Raw genomic sequence first — 17,465 nt, 5'->3', positions numbered from 1 at the left:
CAGGACTTATGGACCGAAATCCACCTGCTGTCTGGGGTAGGGCGCGTGCCCTTCTGGACAAAGCCAGTGAACCACACTACACACTGCCCACACCCGAGCTCAGCCATGCCTGCCTCTCGCCGCCGCGGCGCCAAGCTGCTGCTCAGCTTGGTGATGGCCTTGGTGGTGGCCTTGGTGGGAAGCCTGGCGATTCCAGCTGGAGCGGCCCCCACCTGGACCGTAGGCACAGATCCCACCTACGCCCCCTTCGGCATGACCGATGGGGCCAGCGGCGAGCTGCGGGGCTTCGATATTGAACTGATCGAAGCGATCGCCAAGCGCACTGGCCAGCGGCTCAAGCTCACAGCTCTGCCCTTCGATGGCCTGATACCTGCCCTGCAAGCGGGCAACCTCGACCTGGCGATCAGCGCCATGACGATCACCGCAGAGCGGGCCGAAACCGTCGACTTTTCGCGCCCCTATTTTGCCGCTGGCTTGGGCATAGTTGTGCGGCGAGGCACCCGGGGCATCGCCAACCTCAAGGATCTGGAAGGACGCACGATCGCCGTTCAGATCGGTTCCACCGGTGCAAAGGCCATGGCAGCCGTGCCCGGAGCCAAGCTCAGCACCTTTGATTCAGGTCCTCTTGCCCTGCAGGAGCTTCTGAACGGCCACGTGGAGGCCTACGTAAATGACCTGCCTGCCACCTTGTATGCGATCGAAACCGCTGGCCTCGATGGCATCGAGATCGCCGGCAAGCCCCTCACTAGCGACTTCTACGGCATCGCCTTCCCCAAGGGCTCTGACCTGCGCGAAGCAGTAAACAAGGGGCTGGGCCAGGTACTGGCCGATGGCAGCTACGCCCGGATCTATGAGCGTTGGTTTGGGCAGAGCCCGCCAGCTCTACCCCAGCGAGCCCCTGCTCTCGATAGCCGCAGCGATAGCGCCGGACTTGACGGGGTGCAGTTGCTGCGCAATTTGATCCGCGGTGCGGGCGTGACCCTGGCGCTAACCCTCTGCTCCTTCGGCCTAGGCCTGATCGGAGCCGGCCTGGTAGCTGCGGGGCTGCTGGGGGCCAACACAGTGATGCAGCGCTGCTGCCGCATCTACGTCGACTTCTTTCGCGGCACGCCAATTTTGGTGCAGCTGTTCGTGATCTACTTCGGCGTGCCTGCCCTAGCCCGCCAAATGGGACTAGAGCTGCAACTAGATCGCTTCGCTGCCGCAGTGCTCGCCCTAGGGCTAAACGGCGCTGCCTACCTGGCGGAAACCCTACGAGCAGGAATTAATTCCATTGACCGGGGCCAATGGGAGGCTTCAAGGGCCCTGGGGCTCAAGCCCCTAACGGCGCTGCAGCTAGTGATCTTGCCCCAGGCCCTGCAGCGGGTGCTGCCCTCCTTAGCCAATGAGTTCATCACGCTGATTAAGGACACCAGCCTGGCGGCGGTGATCGGCTTCGACGAACTTTTCCGCCAAGGGCAGCTGGTGGTGGCCACCAGCTACCGGGCGTTTGAGGTTTACCTAGCGGTGGCCTTGGTTTACTTAGTGATGACCACCACGGCCTCGCTGCTGTTCAAGCAGCTGGAGCGGCGACTCAGCCTTCCTGCTTGAGGTCCTGCAGGGCCGAGAAGTCAACTTCCACCGAGGGGCCCATGGTGGAGGTCACATAAAGGCTCCTCCAATAGCGGCCTTTGGCACCGCTGGGCTTATTGCGATCGATGGTCTCCTGCAGGGCCTTGAGGTTCTCGAGCAAGTTGGCGGGAGTGAAGCTGGCCTTGCCAAAGCGCACGTGCACGATGCCACTGCGGTCGGCTCGAAACTCAAGTTTGCCGGCCTTGAACTCGTTGATGGCGCCAGCCAGATCGGTGGTGACGGTGCCTGCCTTGGGGTTGGGCATCAGGCCGCGGGGACCGAGCACCCGGCCCAGCTTGGCCACCTTGGGCATCATGTCCGGGGTGGCGATCAGCAGGTCGAAGTTCATCTCGCCTTTGGCGATCTGATCCACCAGATCGTCGTCACCAGCGAGGTCGGCGCCGGCAGCCTTGGCGGCGGCCACGGCTTCACCGCGGGCGATCACGGCAATGCGGATCGCCTGGCCGGTGCCGTGGGGCAGGGCCACGGTGGTGCGCAGCTGCTGGTCGGTGTACTTGGGATCGATCCCGAGGCGCACGTGGGCCTCCAAGGTTTCATCAAACTTGGCGTTGGCGTTGGTCTGAACCAGCTCAATGGCCTCGAGGGGGCTGTAGCTGCGGTCTTCGACCTTGGCGCTGAGCGCTAAGAAGCGCTTGGAGATTTTCGGCATGGTGGGGATGGGGTACGGGCGATTCAGGGCGTGGCTGTTGAGCAGATGAACTGGTCAAAGCTGCCTGGATCTCCCCCGGATAAGGGGTGGAATTAATCGTTAACGGCGACGCCCATGTTGCGGGCGGTGCCTTCGATGATGCGCATGGCCGATTCAACGCTGGTGCAGTTGAGGTCGGGCAGCTTGGTTTTGGCGATCTCCTCGAGCTGGGCGCGGCTGATGGCACCGACCGAACCCTTGGCAGAGGTGGCGGCACCCTTCTCGATACCGGCTGCTTTGGAGATCAGCACGGAAGCGGGAGGGGTCTTGGTGATGAAGGTGAAGCTGCGGTCTTCAAAGACCGAAATTTCAACCGGGATCACATATCCAGCCTTCTCCTGCGTCCGAGCGTTGTACTCCTTGCAGAACGCCATGATGTTGACGCCGTGCTGACCGAGGGCAGGGCCCACCGGCGGCGCGGGGTTGGCTTTGCCGGCCTGGAGGGCCAGCTTGATAACGGCAACGACTTTCTTGGCCATCGTCTAAGGCTACGGGGCGAATCTGCGGATCACCCCCATCGCCGGGGATGTGAACTGAAACGGCCGCCCTCCGCAGGGAGACGGCCGCTGAGCGGGGCCGAAACCTAGCTCTGCTTGCTGATCTGGGAAAACTCGAGCTCCACCGGGGTTTCCCGGCCAAAGATCGAGAGCAGGGCCTTGAGCTTGTTGCGCTCGCCGGAAACCTCGATCACCTCGCCCTGGAAATCCTTGAAAGGACCAGCCGTGACCAGGATTTGATCGCCTTCGGCTAGATCCACCTTGACGACTGCCTTCTTTTCTGCGGCTCGCTTAAAGATGCGATCCACTTCCGTGCGACTGAGCGGCCGGGGCTTGATGTGGCCGCGGGCCTTGGCCGTTGCGCGCCGCTCCTCTGCCCCCACGAAATTGATCACGTTGGGGGTGCTGCGCACGGCCATCATGGTGTCTTCGTCGAGCACCATTCGCACCAGCACGTAGCCGGGGAACACCTTTTCCTCCGTGCTCTGGCGCGAGCCATCCTTCTTCAGCTTCATCCCCGGGGTCTGGGGGATCTCGATCTCAAGGATCCGGTTGTCGACGCCCAAGGTGACGGCCCGCTGCTCGAGCGTGGCTTTCACCTTCTTCTCGCAGCTAGAGGCCACCTGCACCGCATACCAGCGGGCCACCTGCATCTTCTCAACCGGCGCCGGCGCTTCCAGCACTTGGGGCACCAGCTCAAGCTCTTCTGCCGCAAGCTCAAGCTCTTCTGCCGCAAACTCAGTGGCTTCGGCCGCAAGCTCAGTGGCTTCGATTTGGCTGTCGGTCAGGGACTCGGACACGGGGCTCAGGAAAGAAACGGGATCAACGGACGGGGGATCGACTACGGATCGGCTCAACGGAACACCTGATTGGCCCCCCAGCCATAAAAACGATCGATGGCGGCGATCGCTGCCGCCGAGAGACTCACCATCAAGATCACGGCCACCGATTCGCTGAACAGCTGCTGACGGCTGGGCCAAACGACTTTGCGTAGTTCCGCCAGGGTGGCGGCAGCAAAGCCATCAGGCACCGCCGAGGCTGCGGCAGGCGAGATGGACGCATCGGGGCTGGGTTCTGCCTCTTTGGAGTCGGGGGTTTGGGGGATTGGGTCCACTGGCGCTCGCGCACGGGGGCGTCCGCGCGTACCGGCAAACGAACACCCTAGCCGAGGGGCACAAAGGTCAAGGGATTGCCCGGCTCAACACGCACGCCCCGTGCGCCACTGAAGCGCTCCGCCAGCAGCTCGGTGGCCAGGGGATTTTCCAGCTGGCGCCGCAGCACCCGCCGCAGGGGCCGGGCGCCGTATTCGGGCTCGTAACCCTGCTCAGCCAGGGCCTGCACCACCGGCTCCGGCACCTCCAGCTCCAGGTGCTGCTCAGCCAGCAGCCGGGCCAGCTCGGCCAGTTGCAGGCGCACGATGCGCTGCAGATCGGCTGGACCAAGGGGGCGGAAGCGGATCACCTCGTCAATGCGGTTAAGGAATTCCGGCCGAAACTGGCTGGCTAATGCCTGGTCTATTTGCTGGTCGAGCCAGGTCTGCTGGTCAGGCTCCACGCCCGCCTCCCGTGCCGCCTTTGCACTGTCGAGGATGGCGCGGCTGGCCAGGTTGCTGGTCATGATCACCACCGTGTGGCGGAAGTCCACGGTGCGGCCCTGGGAATCGGTGAGGCGGCCGTCGTCGAGCACCTGCAGCAGCAAATTGAACACCTCCGGGTGGGCCTTCTCCACCTCATCAAGCAACAGCACCGCGTAGGGCCGGCGCCGCACCGCCTCGGTGAGCTGGCCGCCCTCCTCGTAGCCCACATAGCCAGGGGGTGCCCCCACCAGCCGGGCCACGGCGTTGCGCTCCATGAATTCGCTCATGTCGAGGCGCACCAGGGCGTCGTCCTCGTCGAAAAGCGCCGCCGCCAGAGCTTTAGCGAGCTCGGTTTTGCCCACGCCAGTGGGGCCCAGAAATAAAAACGAACCCACCGGCCGCGTTGGCGACTGCATACCGGCCCGAGCGCGGCGGATCGCCGCGGCCACCGCCGCCACCGCCTCTAGCTGGCCAACCACCCGCTCGCCCAGGAGTTGCTCCAGCTCCAGCAATTTCTGGCGCTCCCCCGCCAGCAGGCGCTGCACCGGAATGCCGGTCCCGCGGGCCACCACATCGGCGATGTCGCCCTCCTCCACCTGTTCACGCAGGATCGTCTCCCCCTTCAGTTCGGCCTCAAGGGTTTCGCGGCGCTGCTGCAAGCCATTGAGCTGGTCGTGCTGCAACCGGGCTGCTTCCTCATAGTCACCCTCCCGCTCGGCCTCGGTGATGGCATGGCGCAGGTCTTCGTCTTGCTGCAACAGCTCCCGCAGCTCCGCCAGCCGCTCCCGCTCCGCCTGCCAGCGCTGCTGCAGTGCCTGCAGGGTCTCGGTGGCGCGGCGGCGCTGCTCCTGCAACTGCAGCCGCTCCTCCAGTGGCGACGCCTCAGCCGAGAGCAGGGCCAACTCCACCCGACGCAGCTCGGCCTCGGCAGCTTCCACCAGCTGGGGCTTGGAGGTGACCTCCATCCGCAACTGGGCGGCGGCCTCATCCACCAGATCAATGGCCGAATCGGGCAGGCAGCGATCGGTGATGTAGCGGTCGGCCAGGCGGGTTGCCGCCACCAAAGCCTGGTCGGTGATGGCCACGCCGTGGTGCAACTCGTAGCGCTCCTTTAGGCCCCGCAGAATTTCCACACTGGTGTCGAGGCCTGGCTCCTTGATCAGCACCTGCTGGAAGCGGCGCTCCAGGCCCGGATCCTTCTCGATGCTGCGGCGGTAGTCCTCGGCGGTGGTGGCGCCGATGCAGCGCAGGTAGCCCTGGGCCAGGGCTGGCTTGAGCACGCTGCCAGCGTCGGCATTGGAGCGGTCGCCGCTCACCACCGTATGCAGCTCGTCGATAAACAGCACTACCCCGGCTGCTCCAGGAACGGCATCGGCGTCGTGCACCTCCTTAAGCACGGCCCGGAGGCGCTCCTCAAACTGGCCGCGAAACTTGGCCCCTGCGATCAAGGCGCCCAAATCCAGGGCCACCAGCCGCAGTCCCTGGAGCGAGTCGGGCACTTCGCCGGCCACGATGCGCTGGGCCAGCAGCTCAGCCACGGCGGTCTTGCCGACGCCGGGCTCCCCAATCAGCACCGGGTTGTTCTTGCTGCGGCGTGAGAGCACCTGAATCAGGCGTCGCATCTCCAGGTCGCGGCCGATCACCGGGTCGAGTTCGCCGGCCCGGGCCGCCGCGGTGAGATCCCGGCCGTAGCGCTCCAGGGCGCTGGGCTCGGGCGGCTCCTGCTCCAGTGGGGTGGCCGCCTGTGAAGCGGCCAGTGGGGCGGCAGCTACCGGCGCAAGCGGGGACGGGCCCGCGTCGATCCAGGCATCGGGGGGGGGAGCTGGCACCTGCTGGGGAGCAGGAGCCGGTGGGGCTGGGCTGGCAGGGAAGCCAGGCCGAAACTGGCGTTGCAGCAAGTCTTCGCTGAGCCCCTCAGCCGCCAGCAACCTGGCCCCGATCCGGGGATCGCGCACCAAAGCGACCAGCAGGTGGGATACGTCTAAAAGAGAGTCCCCCCAGGCGGCCCGGCAGCGGTCCCCATCCTCGAGCAGATCCTCAAGGGCATCGCCGATGTACAGCTCACCGCCGGCGCTGCCGGGTTGGTCGACGCAGAAACTCTCGAGCTGATCGAGCAGGCGATCGGGCTCAAGCGGCAGGGGATCCAGCCAGCGCCCGAAACGTCTCTCCAGCAGCAGGGTCTGCAGCAGGTGCTCCACATCCATGGCGCCATGGCGCCAACGGCGAGCCGTGTCCTGGGAGGCCAAGAGCAACTCCCAGGCGTCTTCGCTGAAGCGATCTGGTTCGCTGGTGAGGCTTGGGGGCATGGGCTTAGCGGTCAGCCGCGGGAGGAGAGCTGGATTAGTTCCACCTTGTAGCCATCAGGATCTTCCACAAAGGCGATCACCGTGTTGCCGTGCTTCATCGGACCGGGTTCGCGCACCACCTTGCCGCCCTTAGCCCGGATTGCATCGCAAACCGACTGGATGTCCTCCACTCCTAGGGCGATGTGGCCATAGCCCGCACCAAGGTCGTAATGACTGGTGTCCCAGTTGTGAGTTAGCTCCAGCACGGTGGTGTCCCGCTCCTCGCCGTAACCCACAAAGGCGAGGGTGAAACGGCCTGAGGGATAGTCCTTGCGGCGCAGCATCCGCATCCCCAACACCTCCGTATAAAAGGTGAGGGAGCGCTCCAGATCGCCAACCCGGAGCATGGTGTGCAGCATGCGCATCAGCGGATCAGGCCAGGCATCAACCTGGGCACAACAAATTCCATTGTGGCGAGCAACTGTGGCGAGCAACCCCAAGGGCGGTACCCATCAGCACAAATGGATGGGTGGGGGTGACCCATAGGATCTCGGCAGAGAGCGCCAATGGCACTTCAACGTGATCGATTCCCTCGACCTTGTTATTGACACCGTGGTGGCACGGGAGGTGTTGGATTCCCGCGGCACACCCACGGTGGAGGCCGAGGTGCTGCTGGAGGGAGGCGCCAGCGGCCGGGCGATTGTGCCGAGTGGCGCTAGCACCGGCGCCCACGAGGCCCACGAGCTACGCGACGGCGGCAGCCGTTACTTCGGCAAGGGCGTCACCCAAGCCGTCAACAACATCGAAGAGCGAATCGCCCCGGCCCTTTGCGGCCTCAGCGCCCTTGACCAGAGCGCCGTGGACGGTGCCATGGCCGAACTCGACGGCAGTGACAACAAGTCCAGCCTTGGTGCCAATGCCGTGTTGGCCGTGAGTCTGGCCACCGCTCGGGCAGCCGCCAACGGCGTCGGCCTGCCCCTCTACCGCTACCTAGGCGGCCCGCTGGCCAACCTGCTGCCGGTGCCGCTGATGAACGTGATCAACGGCGGCGCCCACGCCTCCAACAACATGGATTTCCAGGAATTCATGTTGGTGCCCCATGGCGCCAGTAGCTTCCGCGAAGCCCTGCGCATGGGCGCGGAGGTATTCCACACCCTCAAGGGTTTGCTGAGCAGCCAGGGCCTCTCAACCGCCGTTGGTGATGAGGGCGGCTTCGCTCCCGACCTAGCCAGCAATGACGCCGCCGGCGAACTGCTGGTGCAAGCAATCGAGAAGGCCGGCTATCGGCCCGGCGACCAGATCTCCCTAGCTCTGGATGTGGCCAGCACCGAGTTTTTCAAAGATGGCCGCTACAACTTCGGCGGAGGCAGCTATAGCAGCGCCGAGATGGTGGACCAGTTAGCCCAGCTGGCCAGCCGGTTCCCGATCGTTTCAATTGAAGACGGCATCGCCGAAGACGACTGGGATGGTTGGGCCCTACTCACCGAGCGCCTTGGCAAAACGGTGCAGCTGGTGGGCGACGACCTGTTTGTGACCAACACCGCCCGGCTACAGCGGGGCATCGATCTTGGTGTCGCCAATTCAATTCTGATCAAGGTGAATCAGATCGGCTCGCTCACCGAAACCCTGCAGGCGATCGATCTTGCCGGCCGGGCTGGCTACACCAGTGTCATCAGCCACCGCTCCGGCGAAACCGAAGACACCACCATCGCCGACCTCGCCGTGGCCACCCGCGCCGGCCAGATCAAAACCGGATCCCTCAGTCGCTCCGATCGGGTGGCTAAGTACAACCAGCTGCTACGCATCGAAGACGAGCTCGGCAGCCAGGCCATCTACGCGGGCGCTGAAGACCGGGGACCCCGGGGCAAGGCCTGAGCTCAACCCCCTCTTTGCTCAGCGAGAAGTGGGCAATTGATCAATCCGGCCATCGCGCTTAAGCCGGCCCTGCAGCTTGACCCAGCTGAGCCCCACAGGCAGGCTGGCCAGCAGGGGAATGATTACTAAGGCGGGCCGAGCACTGACCGCCAGCAGGGCCGCTGCAACTGCCAAACCAGCTAGCAGCATCGACTGACCCGCAGCCTGCTGGGCCAGGGCCAAGCGCCGGAGCAGGCGATCCGTTTCGCCGGCGCGAATCTGCACCTGCAGGTCGCCCTGCTCGATGCGCGCCAAGCTGTCGTCTAATCGTTTGGGAATACCCAAGGCGCGGCTGCCCACCTCTGCCGCCTGGCGCGAGATTTCGTTGAAGAGGTCGTTTGCACTGCCGCCAACGCCAGAACCACTGCCACCGCTTGAAGTCATTAGGGGAAGTAAGTAGGGGCGGGCAATCGCCACCAAACTAAAGCCGCTATCGAGGCTGCGGCCGACCCCCTCAAAGGTGGAGAGGGCCCGCATCACAAAGATCAGCTCTGGGGGCAACCTGAAGGGCTGTCCGTAAACCAGGTCGTATAAGTCGCCCGACAGGCGCTCAAGCACATTGGCGGAAAAGGGGGGCGTCAGCGCCTCTTCCAGCATCACCCGCACCAGGCGCCGCACCGGGCCAGGATCAACGCCAGGTGCAATCACACCAGCCTGCTGCAGCTCCTTGACCAAACCAGCTGCGTCTCGGCCAGCTGCGGCACGCACCATGCTGCCTAGGCGGCCCCGCAGGCGGCTGGAGAGCTGACCCATCATGCCGAAGTCGTAGTAGATGAGGGCCCCATCGGCGGCAACGGCCAGGTTGCCGGGGTGGGGATCGGCGTGGAAAAAGCCAAACCGCACCAGCTGCTGCAGGTAGCTGGCGGCGCCCTTTTCCGCTACGGCGGCGGGCACGATTCCAGCCTCGATCAGGGCCTGGCGATCGGTGATCTTGATGCCGGGCACATAGTCGAGGCAAAGCACCCGACGGGTACTCAATTCCCACACCACGGCTGGAATGCGGATGCCGGGATCGTCAAGAAACTGCTGGCGGAAGCGGGCCGCGTGCTCGGCCTCCAGCCGGAAGTCGAGCTCTCTGAGCAAAACCCGCCGGCACTCCTGGGCAATGCCGATCCAGTCGCGGCCGCGGCCCCAACGGGGATGGCGCTGCACCGCCGCAGCAACTTGTTGCATCACCTCAAGGTCGAGCCGGAAGGTGCGCTCCAAGCCAGGGCGCTGCACCTTGAGCACCACCTGACGGCCGCTGCGCAGGCTGGCGCGGTGCACCTGGGCCAGGCTGGCCGAACCCAGCGGCTCGCTCTCCAGGTCAATTATCTCGGCGCAGCGCTCACCCAACTCCTGCTCCAGCAGGTCTTGCACCACCGCAAAGGGGAAGGCGGGAACCCGGTCCTGCAGGGTGGCTAGCTCCTCCACCAGTTCAGCGGGCAGCACGTCGGGACGGGCCGAAAGCAATTGGCCCAGCTTGATAAAGGCTGAGCCAAGCCCCAGGAACGCCTGGGTGAGCCAGCGGGCCCGGCGCCGCTGACGGCTCCGCTGCCGCTCTGGGGTGACACCACCGACATAGCTCCAGGCCTGGCCGTCCCACCACAGACCGAGCAGCAGGGCCAGGGCCAACCACCAGATGCGCAGCGGCCTAAGCAGGATCACGAATCCTGGTCCAGTCGGCGAGCCATGGCCGCCACCCGGGCGCGCAGGGCATCGATTTGATCCTGAATATCCACAGACGGCGCCGTGATGGCTACCTCCGGCTCGTCGTCCCTCTCGATCCGGGCAGCTTCTGCTTCCACTTCGTCCCAGAAAAGCTGAAACTCCTGACGCAGCCGCTCCGGAGCGTCCTGGGCCAGCAGAGCCAGATTGGCGGCCGCATCAACGAGGCCGCTGCCTAAGCGAGCCCCCAAGCGCTGCAAGGCAGCTTGGACAAGCGATTGCGGCGCACTCATTGGGGCCTGGCAGCAGGTGTGGACTGTGGCAGATCAGCGCCAGGCAAATCTGGAGGCGGCGGGGCATCCAGGCTTGGCGCGTCAGCGGGGACAGCCTGGGCTTCCGGTTCAGCCGCGGGCGAGGGCAACTCCTGGGGCGGCTCAGCTTCGCTGGCGGCGGGAGCCGCTGTATCGGGTTGCTGCTCTAACTGCAAAAGATCCGCGTCACCGCGGATGTCCTGGCTTTCAGCGCCAAACCGCAGCCGCAGGCTCTCCAGCGAGGTGCCCGGGAAGGGCCGCACCTCAAAGCCCTGACCAAGGCGCACCAGGGAGGGCAGCTGCAGGGCAAGTAGCCGCTGGGTAACGCCATAACCGAGGCCAAAGCAAAATCCCACCAGCAATGGCACCTGCCAGCGGGGGCGTGGCTGGGATGGCGTTGCTGCTGAAACCGAAGCCACTTGAGCCATATGTGCCAAATCTAGGGGGAGGGGCTTTGCTGGGGGGAGTCCCCGCCTAAGAACAGATGGCCCTGATTCCCCGCTGGCGCTTCATGAGCGACGAGGCGAAGGCTTTGACAAAGCGCACCGCGGTGTCGTTGCTGGTGGTGTTGCTGGTGGCAGTTGTATTTCGAGCGCTGTTGCCATGGGCGCTGCTGGGGCTGGTTATTTGGTGGGTTTGGAGAGCGATCAACAAATAAACGCCAATAAAAAAGCGGACCCGTCCAGGACCGCTCGATGACCAAACCCAAATATATCACAATTTGTAACGGCCAGGGCGCAGCTCTGTCAGGCGGCCTGCTGGTCCTTAGTCCAGGCCCGCTCAAGGGAGCTCCTGAACTGCTCGGTGCCGGACGGGGCGCCGATTAGGTGCCTGCGGAACAGGCTGGTCAAGCGCCAAAACTTGATTCCTGCCGCGATCGCAAAAACCGCCCAGGGCACAAGCATCCATAGGGGGTTGCTCATCGCTGCTGCTCTCCTCGAACAAGACCTTTAGTCACTGTAGGAATTTCAACGGCGATGGGCTTCAGCATCAACACCCACGATGGCTGGGGCGTCGTGAAGGTCGGTGATTTCCAATCCCTGGAGGAAGCGCGGCGGGCTTTCACGGCTCTCTGCCAAGACCCCTGGTATCAGCAGGATGGGGGAATAAAAGGCCTGGAGTTGATACAGAGCACTGAAGGCGCAAAAAGCCAAAGACTCGATTGGTTTGCCTTCAGATAATTAGGTCGTGTAATCGGCGTTAATGCGGACATATTGAGCCGAAAGGTCGCAGCCCCAGGCGACACCTGTGCCGGCGCCATCGCCCACCACCAGGCGAATAATCACGGTGTCGCTCTGCAGATAGGTGCTGGCGGCGGCGCGATCGAAAGCCAGGGGCTGGCCAGCGGCCATCAGCTGGTGCTCGCCCAGCCACAGGGCCACCAGATCAGCAGCAAAGGGCACGCCGGCCCGGCCGGCGGCGGCCACGATCCGGCCCCAGTTGGGATCACGGCCATGCACGGCGCACTTCACCAGCGACGAGCCGCACACGGTGCGGGCAATGGCACGAGCGCCGGCGTCATCGGCGGCTCCCTGCGCCTGCACCTCGATCAGGCAGGTGGCGCCCTCGCCATCGCGGGCAATCGCCTTGGCCAGGTGTTGCGACACCGCCGTCAGGCCTGCTTCCAGCGCTTCGAAGTGCTCGTGGCTTAAGGGCTCCCCGGCTGCAAAGGCCAGGAACGTGTCATTGGTGCTGGTGTCGCCGTCCACCGTGATCGCATTGAAGGAGCGATCCACCGCCCGCCGCACCATCGCCTGCCACACCTCGGCGGGTACGCCCGCGTCACAGCTGAGATAGCCCAGCATCGTGGCCATATTTGGGTGGATCATTCCTGAGCCCTTGGCCATCCCGCCGATGCGCACGTTGCGGCCGCCCAGATCCGCCTCCAGAGCGATCTGCTTAGCCACCAGATCGGTGGTGAGGATGGCAGTAGCTGCCGCGGCCCCACCCTCGGCACTGAGGGCCGCCACCAAGGGATCAAGACCCGCCAGCAAGGTGCCCATCGGAATCGGCACGCCGATCACACCGGTGGAGCAGATCAGCACCTCTTCAGGCGCCAGACCCAACCGATCGGCGACGGCCTGGGTGGCCCGCAGGCTGTCGATCAGGCCCCGATCGCCGGTGCAGGCGTTGGCCTGGCCGGAATTGGTGAGCACCGCCCGGGCATGACCGCCGGAGGCCGCCAGGCGCTCGGAGCAGAGGTCCACGCAGGCGGCACGCACCACCGAGGTGGTGAAGGTGCCGGCGCACACGGCGCCCTCAGGCGCCAGCAGCAGGGAGAGGTCGGGCTTGCCGGAAGCCTTCAGACCCGCGGTGACAGCGGCGGATTGGAAGCCCCCCGGGGCGGTGATGCCACCGGGGATTGGGTGCCAGGGGTGGGTCACGGGCTGCAGCTGCTGCGAACCTGAGCATGGAATAGCGCCAAGCCCCTTCTCAAGCCATGGTTGCTGCACGCCGCATCGGACTGACCGGTGGCATCGCCAGCGGCAAGAGCAGCGTGGGCCGGCTGCTGGCGGCGCGGGGCCTGCCGCTGCTTGATGCGGATGTGTACGCCCGCGAAGCACTGGCGCCCGGCAGTCCCGGGGCCGGCGCGGTGCTGGAGCGCTACGGGGCTGGGGTCCGCTCGCCCGGCGGAGAGATCGATCGCGCCGCCCTGGGACAGATCGTGTTTGGCGATGGCGCCGAGCGCCGCTGGCTGGAGCAGCTGCTGCATCCAGTTGTGCGAGCGTGCTTTAAAACCAAGCTGCAGGAGCTGGCGGCGGAGCCGGTAGTGGTGCTGGTGGTGCCGCTGCTATTCGAAGCGGGACTGGAGACCCTCTGCAGCGAGGTGTGGCTGGTGGACTGCGACGAGACGCAGCAGCTGCAGCGATTGATGGCCAGAGATGGCCTGGGCGAGGCCGATGCCCGCGCCCGGATAGCCGCCCAGTGGCCGCTGGCGCGCAAGCGCCAGCTGGCTGATGTGGTGCTCAACAACCGGGGCGAGCCCGAGCAGCAAGCCGCCGAAGTGGAGCAGGCGCTCAGCCGTTGAGCTTCTGGATCAGAATCTGGTTGGCGAGCTTGGGGTCGGCCTTGCCACCGGTTTTTTTCATCAGCTGACCCACAAAGAAACCCTGCAACTTGGTTTTACCGCCGCGGAAGGCTTCCACCTCCTCGGGATGGGCGGCAAGCAGCTCCTCCACAATTGCCGTAATGGCAGCGGGGTCACTGATCATGCCAAGGCCGCGCTCCGCCACGATCGCCTTGGCAGAACCGCCCTGCTCAAGCAACTCGGGCAGAATCTCTTTAGCAATTTTGCCACTAATAATTCCGCCCTCAATTAGCTGCACCAGCTCAGCTAGCTGCTCGGGCTTAAGGGGCAACTCGGCAATAGCCAGCCTATTGGCATTTACATAGGCGGCAATATCGCCGGTGACCCAGTTGGCGATGCCCTTGGCATCAGCGCCGGCAGCCACCGCAGCCTCGAAATATTCGGCCATCGAGCGCTCATCGGTGAGCACTCGGGCGTCGTAGATCGACAGACCCAGCTGCTGGGCATAGCGATGCCGCTTAGCAGCGGGCAACTCGGGCAGCTCGGCGCGCCAGCCCTCCCGCTGGGCATCGCTCACCTCGATGGGGCCAAGGTCGGGATCGGGGAAGTAGCGGTAGTCGCTGGCGCCCTCCTTGCCGCGCATGCTCTTAGTGAGCTGTTTGGATTCATCCCAAAGGCGGGTTTCCTGCCGCACCGGCTCACCGGCTTCGTAGGCCTTGATCTGGCGCTGAATCTCGTAATCAATGGCCTTCTGTATAGCCGAGAAGGAGTTCATATTCTTGATCTCAACCTTGGTGCCGAAGGGGGCATCAGGGCCGCGCCGCACGGAGATATTTACATCGCAGCGCAAGGAACCCTCCTGCATGTTGCCGTCACTCACGCCCAGATAACGCATGATCCGGCGAATCTCCGAGGCGTATTCCGCCGCCTCGCGGCCGGTGCGCAAATCCGGTTTGCTGACAATCTCAGCCAGAGCTACTCCGGCGCGGTTGTAGTCCACCAAGGAGTGGGTGGAGCCGTCTAGGCGATCACTACCGGCGTGCACCAATTTGCCGGCGTCTTCTTCCATGTGAAGCCTTTCTATACCGATACGCTTCAGATAGGTTTCCTTGCCTTTTTCAGCCACTTCCACTTCAATCCAGCCATCTTCGGCGATTGGCTCATCAAATTGAGAGATCTGATAATTCTTGGGCAGGTCGGGATAAAAATATTGTTTGCGATCAAATTTACTGTGCGCAGCAATATGCAGGTTGAGGGCAAGGGCTGCCTTCACTGCATACTCGAGCACCTTTTGATTAAGCACTGGCAACGTGCCAGGCAGGCCACACACCACCGGGTCGATATGGGTGTTCGGGGCGTCGCCGAAGGCGGTGGAGGCGCTGGTGAAAATCTTGCTGGCGGTGCCCAGCTGCACATGGGTCTCAAGGCCAATCACCGCCTCCCAAGGGGCCTGCTGGGATGGGACTGGTGATGCTGGTGCTATTGCCGCGCCTGTCATGGCCTGTATCGATGCCTGAGCCGATCCTATGGGGAGGTACTGGACGCCGGCCTTACTGCGGCGAGGGGGCTCCGGGGCGGATAGCGATTTGCACTGGTTAGCTAAGCTAAAACTAAGTCCAGAGGTTTTTGCAGCCATGGCCTACCCGCCATTCCCCCCTGAGCCCACACCAAGCAACAGTCCCCAGCTGGTGAATGTGCATGAGGCCAAAACCCAGCTCTCCCGCCTGCTGCTCCAGGTGGAGCAGGGCAAGGAGATATGGATCGCCAGGGCAGGCAAGCCGGTAGCTCGCCTCAGCGCCTGGGTGCCCACCCCCAGCGCCGCCCACGCGCCGGGCGCCATGCGCCACGCCATTGCCATCGCATCCAACTTCGACGCACCGCTGCAATGAAACGCCTGCTGCTCGACACCCAGGTGCTGCTCTGGTGGCTGGCCGACGACCCGCGTCTGCCGGCCTGGGCCATTGCCGCCGTACAGGCACCGGGAGCAGAGGTTTTCGTGAGCCAGGTGAGCCTCTGGGAACTGGCCCTTAAGCAACGCCAAGGCCGGGTGCAGCTCGACCTGGCCCGCCTGGAGCAGGAGGTGACCCGTCAGCACTTCCACTGGCTGCCCCTGCGCAATGAGCACCTGCTGGCCCTGGCCGAGCTGGATAGCAGCGCCGCCCCCAGCGACCTCTTCGACCAGCTGCTGCTGGTGCAAAGCCGCCAGGAACCACTGCTGCTACTCACCGCTGACGCTGCCCTGCGCTCCTGCGGGGCCACGGTGCTGGGGCTGGAGCCAGCGGCGCCGGCCCAGCCATGACTGCAGCCAAGGGGCCAGCCATCACGGTGCTGGGGGGCGGCCTGATGGGCCTGGCCATGGCCCACCAGCTCGCCCGCCGCGGCGAGGCAGTGCGGGTGCTGAGCCGGCGCCGCAGCGAAGCCGCCGGATTTGTAGCCGCCGGGATGTTGGCGCCCCACGCCGAGGGGCTCACCGGCGACCTGCTCGCCCTAGGGCAGGCCAGCCTGCAGCGCATCCCCTCCTGGGTGGCCCAAATCGAAGCCGATAGCGGCCTGAGCTGCGGTCTGCGGCCCTGCGGCATCGTGGTGCCCTTCGCCACCTCAGCGGAGCGGGATGCCTATCCCACCGCCGCCTTCGGCCAGCGGCTCGATCGGCGCGGCCTGGAGCAGGAGATTCCCGGCATTGGCGAGCGCTGGCAGGCGGGCCTGCTGTTTGAACAGGACGGCCAGATCGACAACCGCCGCCGGCTGATGCGCGCCCTGGAGCGGGCCTGCGTGGAACTGGGGGTGACCTTTCAGGAGGGCAGCCAGGTGCTGGGCCTGGTCTGCGACTCGGCCGGCGCCCTTAGCGGGGTGCGTCTACGCAGCGCCGAAGGCGAGGAGCACCATCTCCCTGCCGAGCGGGCGGTGCTGGCCTGCGGTGCCTGGAGCGCCCAGCTACTGCCCCAGCTGCCGATCGCTCCGGTGAAGGGCCAGATGCTGTCGCTGCAGGGGCCGCGGCAGGCCTTGCGACGGGTGATTTTCGGGCCCGGCACCTACCTGGTGCCGAGGCAAGACGGCCTGCTGGTGGTGGGGGCCACCAGCGAACCCGAGGCCGGCTTCAGCGAAGGGCTCACCCCCGCTGGCCAGCGCCAGCTGCAGGAGGGGCTGGCCAGCCTGCTGCCGGAGGCGAGCGCCTGGCCGCCGATGGAGCGCTGGTGGGGTTTTCGGCCCCACACCCCAGACGAAGCTCCCCTGCTGGGAACCAGCCCCATCCCAGGCCTGTGGCTGGCTGCGGGGCACCACCGCAACGGCGTGCTGCTGGCCGCGATCACCGCCGAATTGGTGGCGGGATCGATCCTTGGCGACCTAGGAGCGGCAGAACAGAGCCAGCTGAATAAGTTCAGCTGGCGGCGATTTGAGCGGACCTGATCAACCCTCGACGCGCCACACCTGGTCGGCGGGGCTCCAATCGCTCAGCTCGGAGGGCTGGAACCACAGGCCGATTTCGAATTCAGCGGTTTCGGGGGCATCGGAGCCGTGAATCACGTTGCGGCCGATGTTGATAGCCAGATCGCCGCGGATCGTGCCGGGCTCGGCCTCGAGGGGCTTGGTGGCACCAATGAGCTTGCGGGCGCTGGCGATGACGCCATCGCCTTCCCACACCATCGCCACCACTGGGCCAGAGGTGATGAAGTCCACAAGGCCGGCAAAGAAGGGGCGCTCGCGGTGCACGCCGTAGTGACTTTCAGCCAGCTCGCGGCTGGGGGTGAGCTGCTTAAGGCCGACCAGCTTGAAGCCCTTGCGCTCGAAGCGGCCGAGGATTTCGCCGACCAGACCGCGCTGGACGCCGTCGGGCTTGATGGCAATGAAAGAGCGTTCGGCGGCCATGGAGAAGAAGTCAATCCGGC

Annotated in this window: 21 protein-coding genes; 7 read left to right on the top strand and 14 right to left on the bottom strand. The window is 64.9% G+C overall.

Annotation, left to right across the window (positions count from 1 at the left end; genetic code table 11):
• Nucleotides 1-105: 105 nt before the first annotated feature.
• Nucleotides 106-1,590 carry an ABC transporter permease subunit gene (locus KBY83_RS02070; protein WP_255018074.1) on the top strand — a complete coding sequence of 495 codons (1,485 nt, stop codon included), beginning with the start codon at nucleotides 106-108 and terminating at the stop codon, nucleotides 1,588-1,590.
• On the opposite strand, the gene rplA is transcribed toward KBY83_RS02070, so the two are convergent.
• The 6 genes from rplA to gloA all read right to left on the bottom strand — a co-directional run bounded on the left by rplA (nucleotide 1,574) and on the right by gloA (nucleotide 7,103).
• Nucleotides 1,574-2,281, bottom strand: coding sequence for a 50S ribosomal protein L1 (gene rplA, locus KBY83_RS02065; RefSeq protein ID WP_106632873.1), 708 nt, complete (start codon nucleotides 2,279-2,281; stop codon nucleotides 1,574-1,576). The genes KBY83_RS02070 and rplA overlap by 17 nt on opposite strands.
• Nucleotides 2,282-2,373: 92 nt before the next feature.
• Complete coding sequence (gene rplK, locus KBY83_RS02060; protein WP_106632872.1) at nucleotides 2,374-2,799, bottom strand: 50S ribosomal protein L11; 426 nt, start codon at nucleotides 2,797-2,799, stop codon at nucleotides 2,374-2,376.
• 104 nt (nucleotides 2,800-2,903) lie between these two features.
• Nucleotides 2,904-3,470, bottom strand: a complete 567-nt coding sequence (gene nusG, locus KBY83_RS02055; RefSeq protein ID WP_396093237.1) for a transcription termination/antitermination protein NusG — start codon at nucleotides 3,468-3,470, stop codon at nucleotides 2,904-2,906.
• A gap of 200 nt (nucleotides 3,471-3,670) precedes the next feature.
• Nucleotides 3,671-3,931: a preprotein translocase subunit SecE gene (secE, locus tag KBY83_RS02050; RefSeq protein ID WP_396093222.1), complete on the bottom strand. Its 261-nt coding sequence runs from the start codon at nucleotides 3,929-3,931 to the stop codon at nucleotides 3,671-3,673.
• 47 nt (nucleotides 3,932-3,978) lie between these two features.
• Nucleotides 3,979-6,699, bottom strand: a complete 2,721-nt coding sequence (locus KBY83_RS02045) for an ATP-dependent Clp protease ATP-binding subunit (RefSeq protein ID WP_255018073.1) — start codon at nucleotides 6,697-6,699, stop codon at nucleotides 3,979-3,981.
• Between the two features lie 11 nt (nucleotides 6,700-6,710).
• Nucleotides 6,711-7,103 (bottom strand): lactoylglutathione lyase, encoded by a 393-nt coding sequence (gloA, locus tag KBY83_RS02040; protein WP_254941896.1) that lies wholly within the window; start codon nucleotides 7,101-7,103, stop codon nucleotides 6,711-6,713.
• A 154-nt stretch (nucleotides 7,104-7,257) separates the two neighbouring features.
• On the opposite strand from gloA, the gene eno reads away from it, so the two are divergent.
• On the top strand, nucleotides 7,258-8,553 hold the full coding sequence (eno, locus tag KBY83_RS02035; protein ID WP_254997659.1) for a phosphopyruvate hydratase: 1,296 nt from the start codon (nucleotides 7,258-7,260) through the stop codon (nucleotides 8,551-8,553).
• Between the two features lie 18 nt (nucleotides 8,554-8,571).
• On the opposite strand, the gene KBY83_RS02030 is transcribed toward eno, so the two are convergent.
• The 3 genes from KBY83_RS02030 to KBY83_RS02020 are packed head-to-tail and all read right to left on the bottom strand — an operon-like array spanning nucleotide 8,572 to nucleotide 10,978.
• The gene (locus KBY83_RS02030; RefSeq protein ID WP_255018108.1) at nucleotides 8,572-10,236 is read right to left on the bottom strand and encodes an AarF/ABC1/UbiB kinase family protein; all 1,665 of its coding nucleotides are present in this window, start codon (nucleotides 10,234-10,236) and stop codon (nucleotides 8,572-8,574) included.
• Nucleotides 10,236-10,499, bottom strand: coding sequence for a hypothetical protein (locus KBY83_RS02025; RefSeq protein WP_315856809.1), 264 nt, complete (start codon nucleotides 10,497-10,499; stop codon nucleotides 10,236-10,238). The genes KBY83_RS02030 and KBY83_RS02025 overlap by 1 nt, the downstream gene beginning before the upstream one ends.
• 29 nt (nucleotides 10,500-10,528) lie before the next feature.
• Complete coding sequence (locus tag KBY83_RS02020; protein WP_255018072.1) at nucleotides 10,529-10,978, bottom strand: hypothetical protein; 450 nt, start codon at nucleotides 10,976-10,978, stop codon at nucleotides 10,529-10,531.
• Between the two features lie 56 nt (nucleotides 10,979-11,034).
• On the opposite strand from KBY83_RS02020, the gene KBY83_RS02015 reads away from it, so the two are divergent.
• A complete protein-coding gene (locus KBY83_RS02015; RefSeq protein WP_255018071.1) occupies nucleotides 11,035-11,208 on the top strand; it encodes a hypothetical protein in 174 nt (57 codons plus the stop codon).
• An 88-nt stretch (nucleotides 11,209-11,296) separates the two neighbouring features.
• Here KBY83_RS02015 and KBY83_RS02010 read toward each other — a convergent pair whose 3' ends face one another.
• The 3 genes from KBY83_RS02010 to argJ are packed head-to-tail and all read right to left on the bottom strand — an operon-like array spanning nucleotide 11,297 to nucleotide 12,934.
• Entirely contained in the window at nucleotides 11,297-11,473 is a 177-nt protein-coding gene (locus KBY83_RS02010) for a hypothetical protein (protein WP_255018070.1), read from the bottom strand.
• Between the two features lie 45 nt (nucleotides 11,474-11,518).
• The gene (locus KBY83_RS02005) at nucleotides 11,519-11,704 is read right to left on the bottom strand and encodes a hypothetical protein (RefSeq protein ID WP_255018069.1); all 186 of its coding nucleotides are present in this window, start codon (nucleotides 11,702-11,704) and stop codon (nucleotides 11,519-11,521) included.
• 27 nt (nucleotides 11,705-11,731) lie between these two features.
• A complete protein-coding gene (gene argJ / locus KBY83_RS02000; RefSeq protein WP_255018068.1) occupies nucleotides 11,732-12,934 on the bottom strand; it encodes a bifunctional glutamate N-acetyltransferase/amino-acid acetyltransferase ArgJ in 1,203 nt (400 codons plus the stop codon).
• 56 nt (nucleotides 12,935-12,990) lie between these two features.
• Between argJ and coaE the strand changes: the two genes are divergently transcribed.
• Entirely contained in the window at nucleotides 12,991-13,578 is a 588-nt protein-coding gene (gene coaE, locus KBY83_RS01995; RefSeq protein ID WP_255018067.1) for a dephospho-CoA kinase, read from the top strand.
• Here coaE and gatB read toward each other — a convergent pair.
• On the bottom strand, nucleotides 13,568-15,076 hold the full coding sequence (gene gatB / locus KBY83_RS01990) for an Asp-tRNA(Asn)/Glu-tRNA(Gln) amidotransferase subunit GatB (protein ID WP_255018066.1): 1,509 nt from the start codon (nucleotides 15,074-15,076) through the stop codon (nucleotides 13,568-13,570). The two genes, coaE and gatB, sit on opposite strands and share 11 nt — an antisense overlap.
• Nucleotides 15,077-15,212: 136 nt before the next feature.
• Between gatB and KBY83_RS01985 the strand changes: the two genes are divergently transcribed.
• The 3 genes from KBY83_RS01985 to KBY83_RS01975 are packed head-to-tail and all read left to right on the top strand — an operon-like array spanning nucleotide 15,213 to nucleotide 16,986.
• Nucleotides 15,213-15,467 carry a type II toxin-antitoxin system Phd/YefM family antitoxin gene (locus tag KBY83_RS01985; RefSeq protein ID WP_255018065.1) on the top strand — a complete coding sequence of 85 codons (255 nt, stop codon included), beginning with the start codon at nucleotides 15,213-15,215 and terminating at the stop codon, nucleotides 15,465-15,467.
• Nucleotides 15,464-15,877 (top strand): type II toxin-antitoxin system VapC family toxin, encoded by a 414-nt coding sequence (locus tag KBY83_RS01980; protein WP_106502710.1) that lies wholly within the window; start codon nucleotides 15,464-15,466, stop codon nucleotides 15,875-15,877. The genes KBY83_RS01985 and KBY83_RS01980 overlap by 4 nt, the downstream gene beginning before the upstream one ends.
• On the top strand, nucleotides 15,874-16,986 hold the full coding sequence (locus KBY83_RS01975; protein ID WP_255018063.1) for an FAD-binding oxidoreductase: 1,113 nt from the start codon (nucleotides 15,874-15,876) through the stop codon (nucleotides 16,984-16,986). The genes KBY83_RS01980 and KBY83_RS01975 overlap by 4 nt, the downstream gene beginning before the upstream one ends.
• On the opposite strand, the gene ndk is transcribed toward KBY83_RS01975, so the two are convergent.
• A complete protein-coding gene (gene ndk / locus KBY83_RS01970; RefSeq protein WP_106502738.1) occupies nucleotides 16,987-17,445 on the bottom strand; it encodes a nucleoside-diphosphate kinase in 459 nt (152 codons plus the stop codon). It lies immediately after the preceding gene.
• Nucleotides 17,446-17,465 lie beyond the last annotated feature (20 nt).

This window comes from Cyanobium sp. WKJ7-Wakatipu (assembly GCF_024345355.1).
GTDB classification, from domain to species: Bacteria; Cyanobacteriota; Cyanobacteriia; order PCC-6307; family Cyanobiaceae; genus Cyanobium_A; species Cyanobium_A usitatum.
The sequence above is the reverse complement of the archived record's forward strand: the minus strand, read 5'-3'. Positions and strand labels throughout refer to the sequence as shown.

Excerpts from the sequence above, each read along its gene's own strand:
- KBY83_RS02070 (WP_255018074.1), top strand. The coding sequence starts at position 106 with ATGCCTGCCTCTCGCCGCCGCGGCGCCAAGCTGCTGCTCAGCTTGGTG.
- rplA (WP_106632873.1), bottom strand. The coding sequence starts at position 2,281 with ATGCCGAAAATCTCCAAGCGCTTCTTAGCGCTCAGCGCCAAGGTCGAA.
- rplK (WP_106632872.1), bottom strand. The coding sequence starts at position 2,799 with ATGGCCAAGAAAGTCGTTGCCGTTATCAAGCTGGCCCTCCAGGCCGGC.
- nusG (WP_396093237.1), bottom strand. The coding sequence starts at position 3,470 with ATGCAGGTGGCCCGCTGGTATGCGGTGCAGGTGGCCTCTAGCTGCGAG.
- KBY83_RS02045 (WP_255018073.1), bottom strand. The coding sequence starts at position 6,699 with ATGCCCCCAAGCCTCACCAGCGAACCAGATCGCTTCAGCGAAGACGCC.
- gloA (WP_254941896.1), bottom strand. The coding sequence starts at position 7,103 with ATGCGCATGCTGCACACCATGCTCCGGGTTGGCGATCTGGAGCGCTCC.
- KBY83_RS02020 (WP_255018072.1), bottom strand. The coding sequence starts at position 10,978 with ATGGCTCAAGTGGCTTCGGTTTCAGCAGCAACGCCATCCCAGCCACGC.
- KBY83_RS02015 (WP_255018071.1), top strand. The coding sequence starts at position 11,035 with ATGGCCCTGATTCCCCGCTGGCGCTTCATGAGCGACGAGGCGAAGGCT.
- KBY83_RS02010 (WP_255018070.1), bottom strand. The coding sequence starts at position 11,473 with ATGAGCAACCCCCTATGGATGCTTGTGCCCTGGGCGGTTTTTGCGATC.
- coaE (WP_255018067.1), top strand. The coding sequence starts at position 12,991 with ATGGTTGCTGCACGCCGCATCGGACTGACCGGTGGCATCGCCAGCGGC.
- gatB (WP_255018066.1), bottom strand. The coding sequence starts at position 15,076 with ATGACAGGCGCGGCAATAGCACCAGCATCACCAGTCCCATCCCAGCAG.
- KBY83_RS01985 (WP_255018065.1), top strand. The coding sequence starts at position 15,213 with ATGGCCTACCCGCCATTCCCCCCTGAGCCCACACCAAGCAACAGTCCC.
- KBY83_RS01980 (WP_106502710.1), top strand. The coding sequence starts at position 15,464 with ATGAAACGCCTGCTGCTCGACACCCAGGTGCTGCTCTGGTGGCTGGCC.
- KBY83_RS01975 (WP_255018063.1), top strand. The coding sequence starts at position 15,874 with ATGACTGCAGCCAAGGGGCCAGCCATCACGGTGCTGGGGGGCGGCCTG.
- ndk (WP_106502738.1), bottom strand. The coding sequence starts at position 17,445 with ATGGCCGCCGAACGCTCTTTCATTGCCATCAAGCCCGACGGCGTCCAG.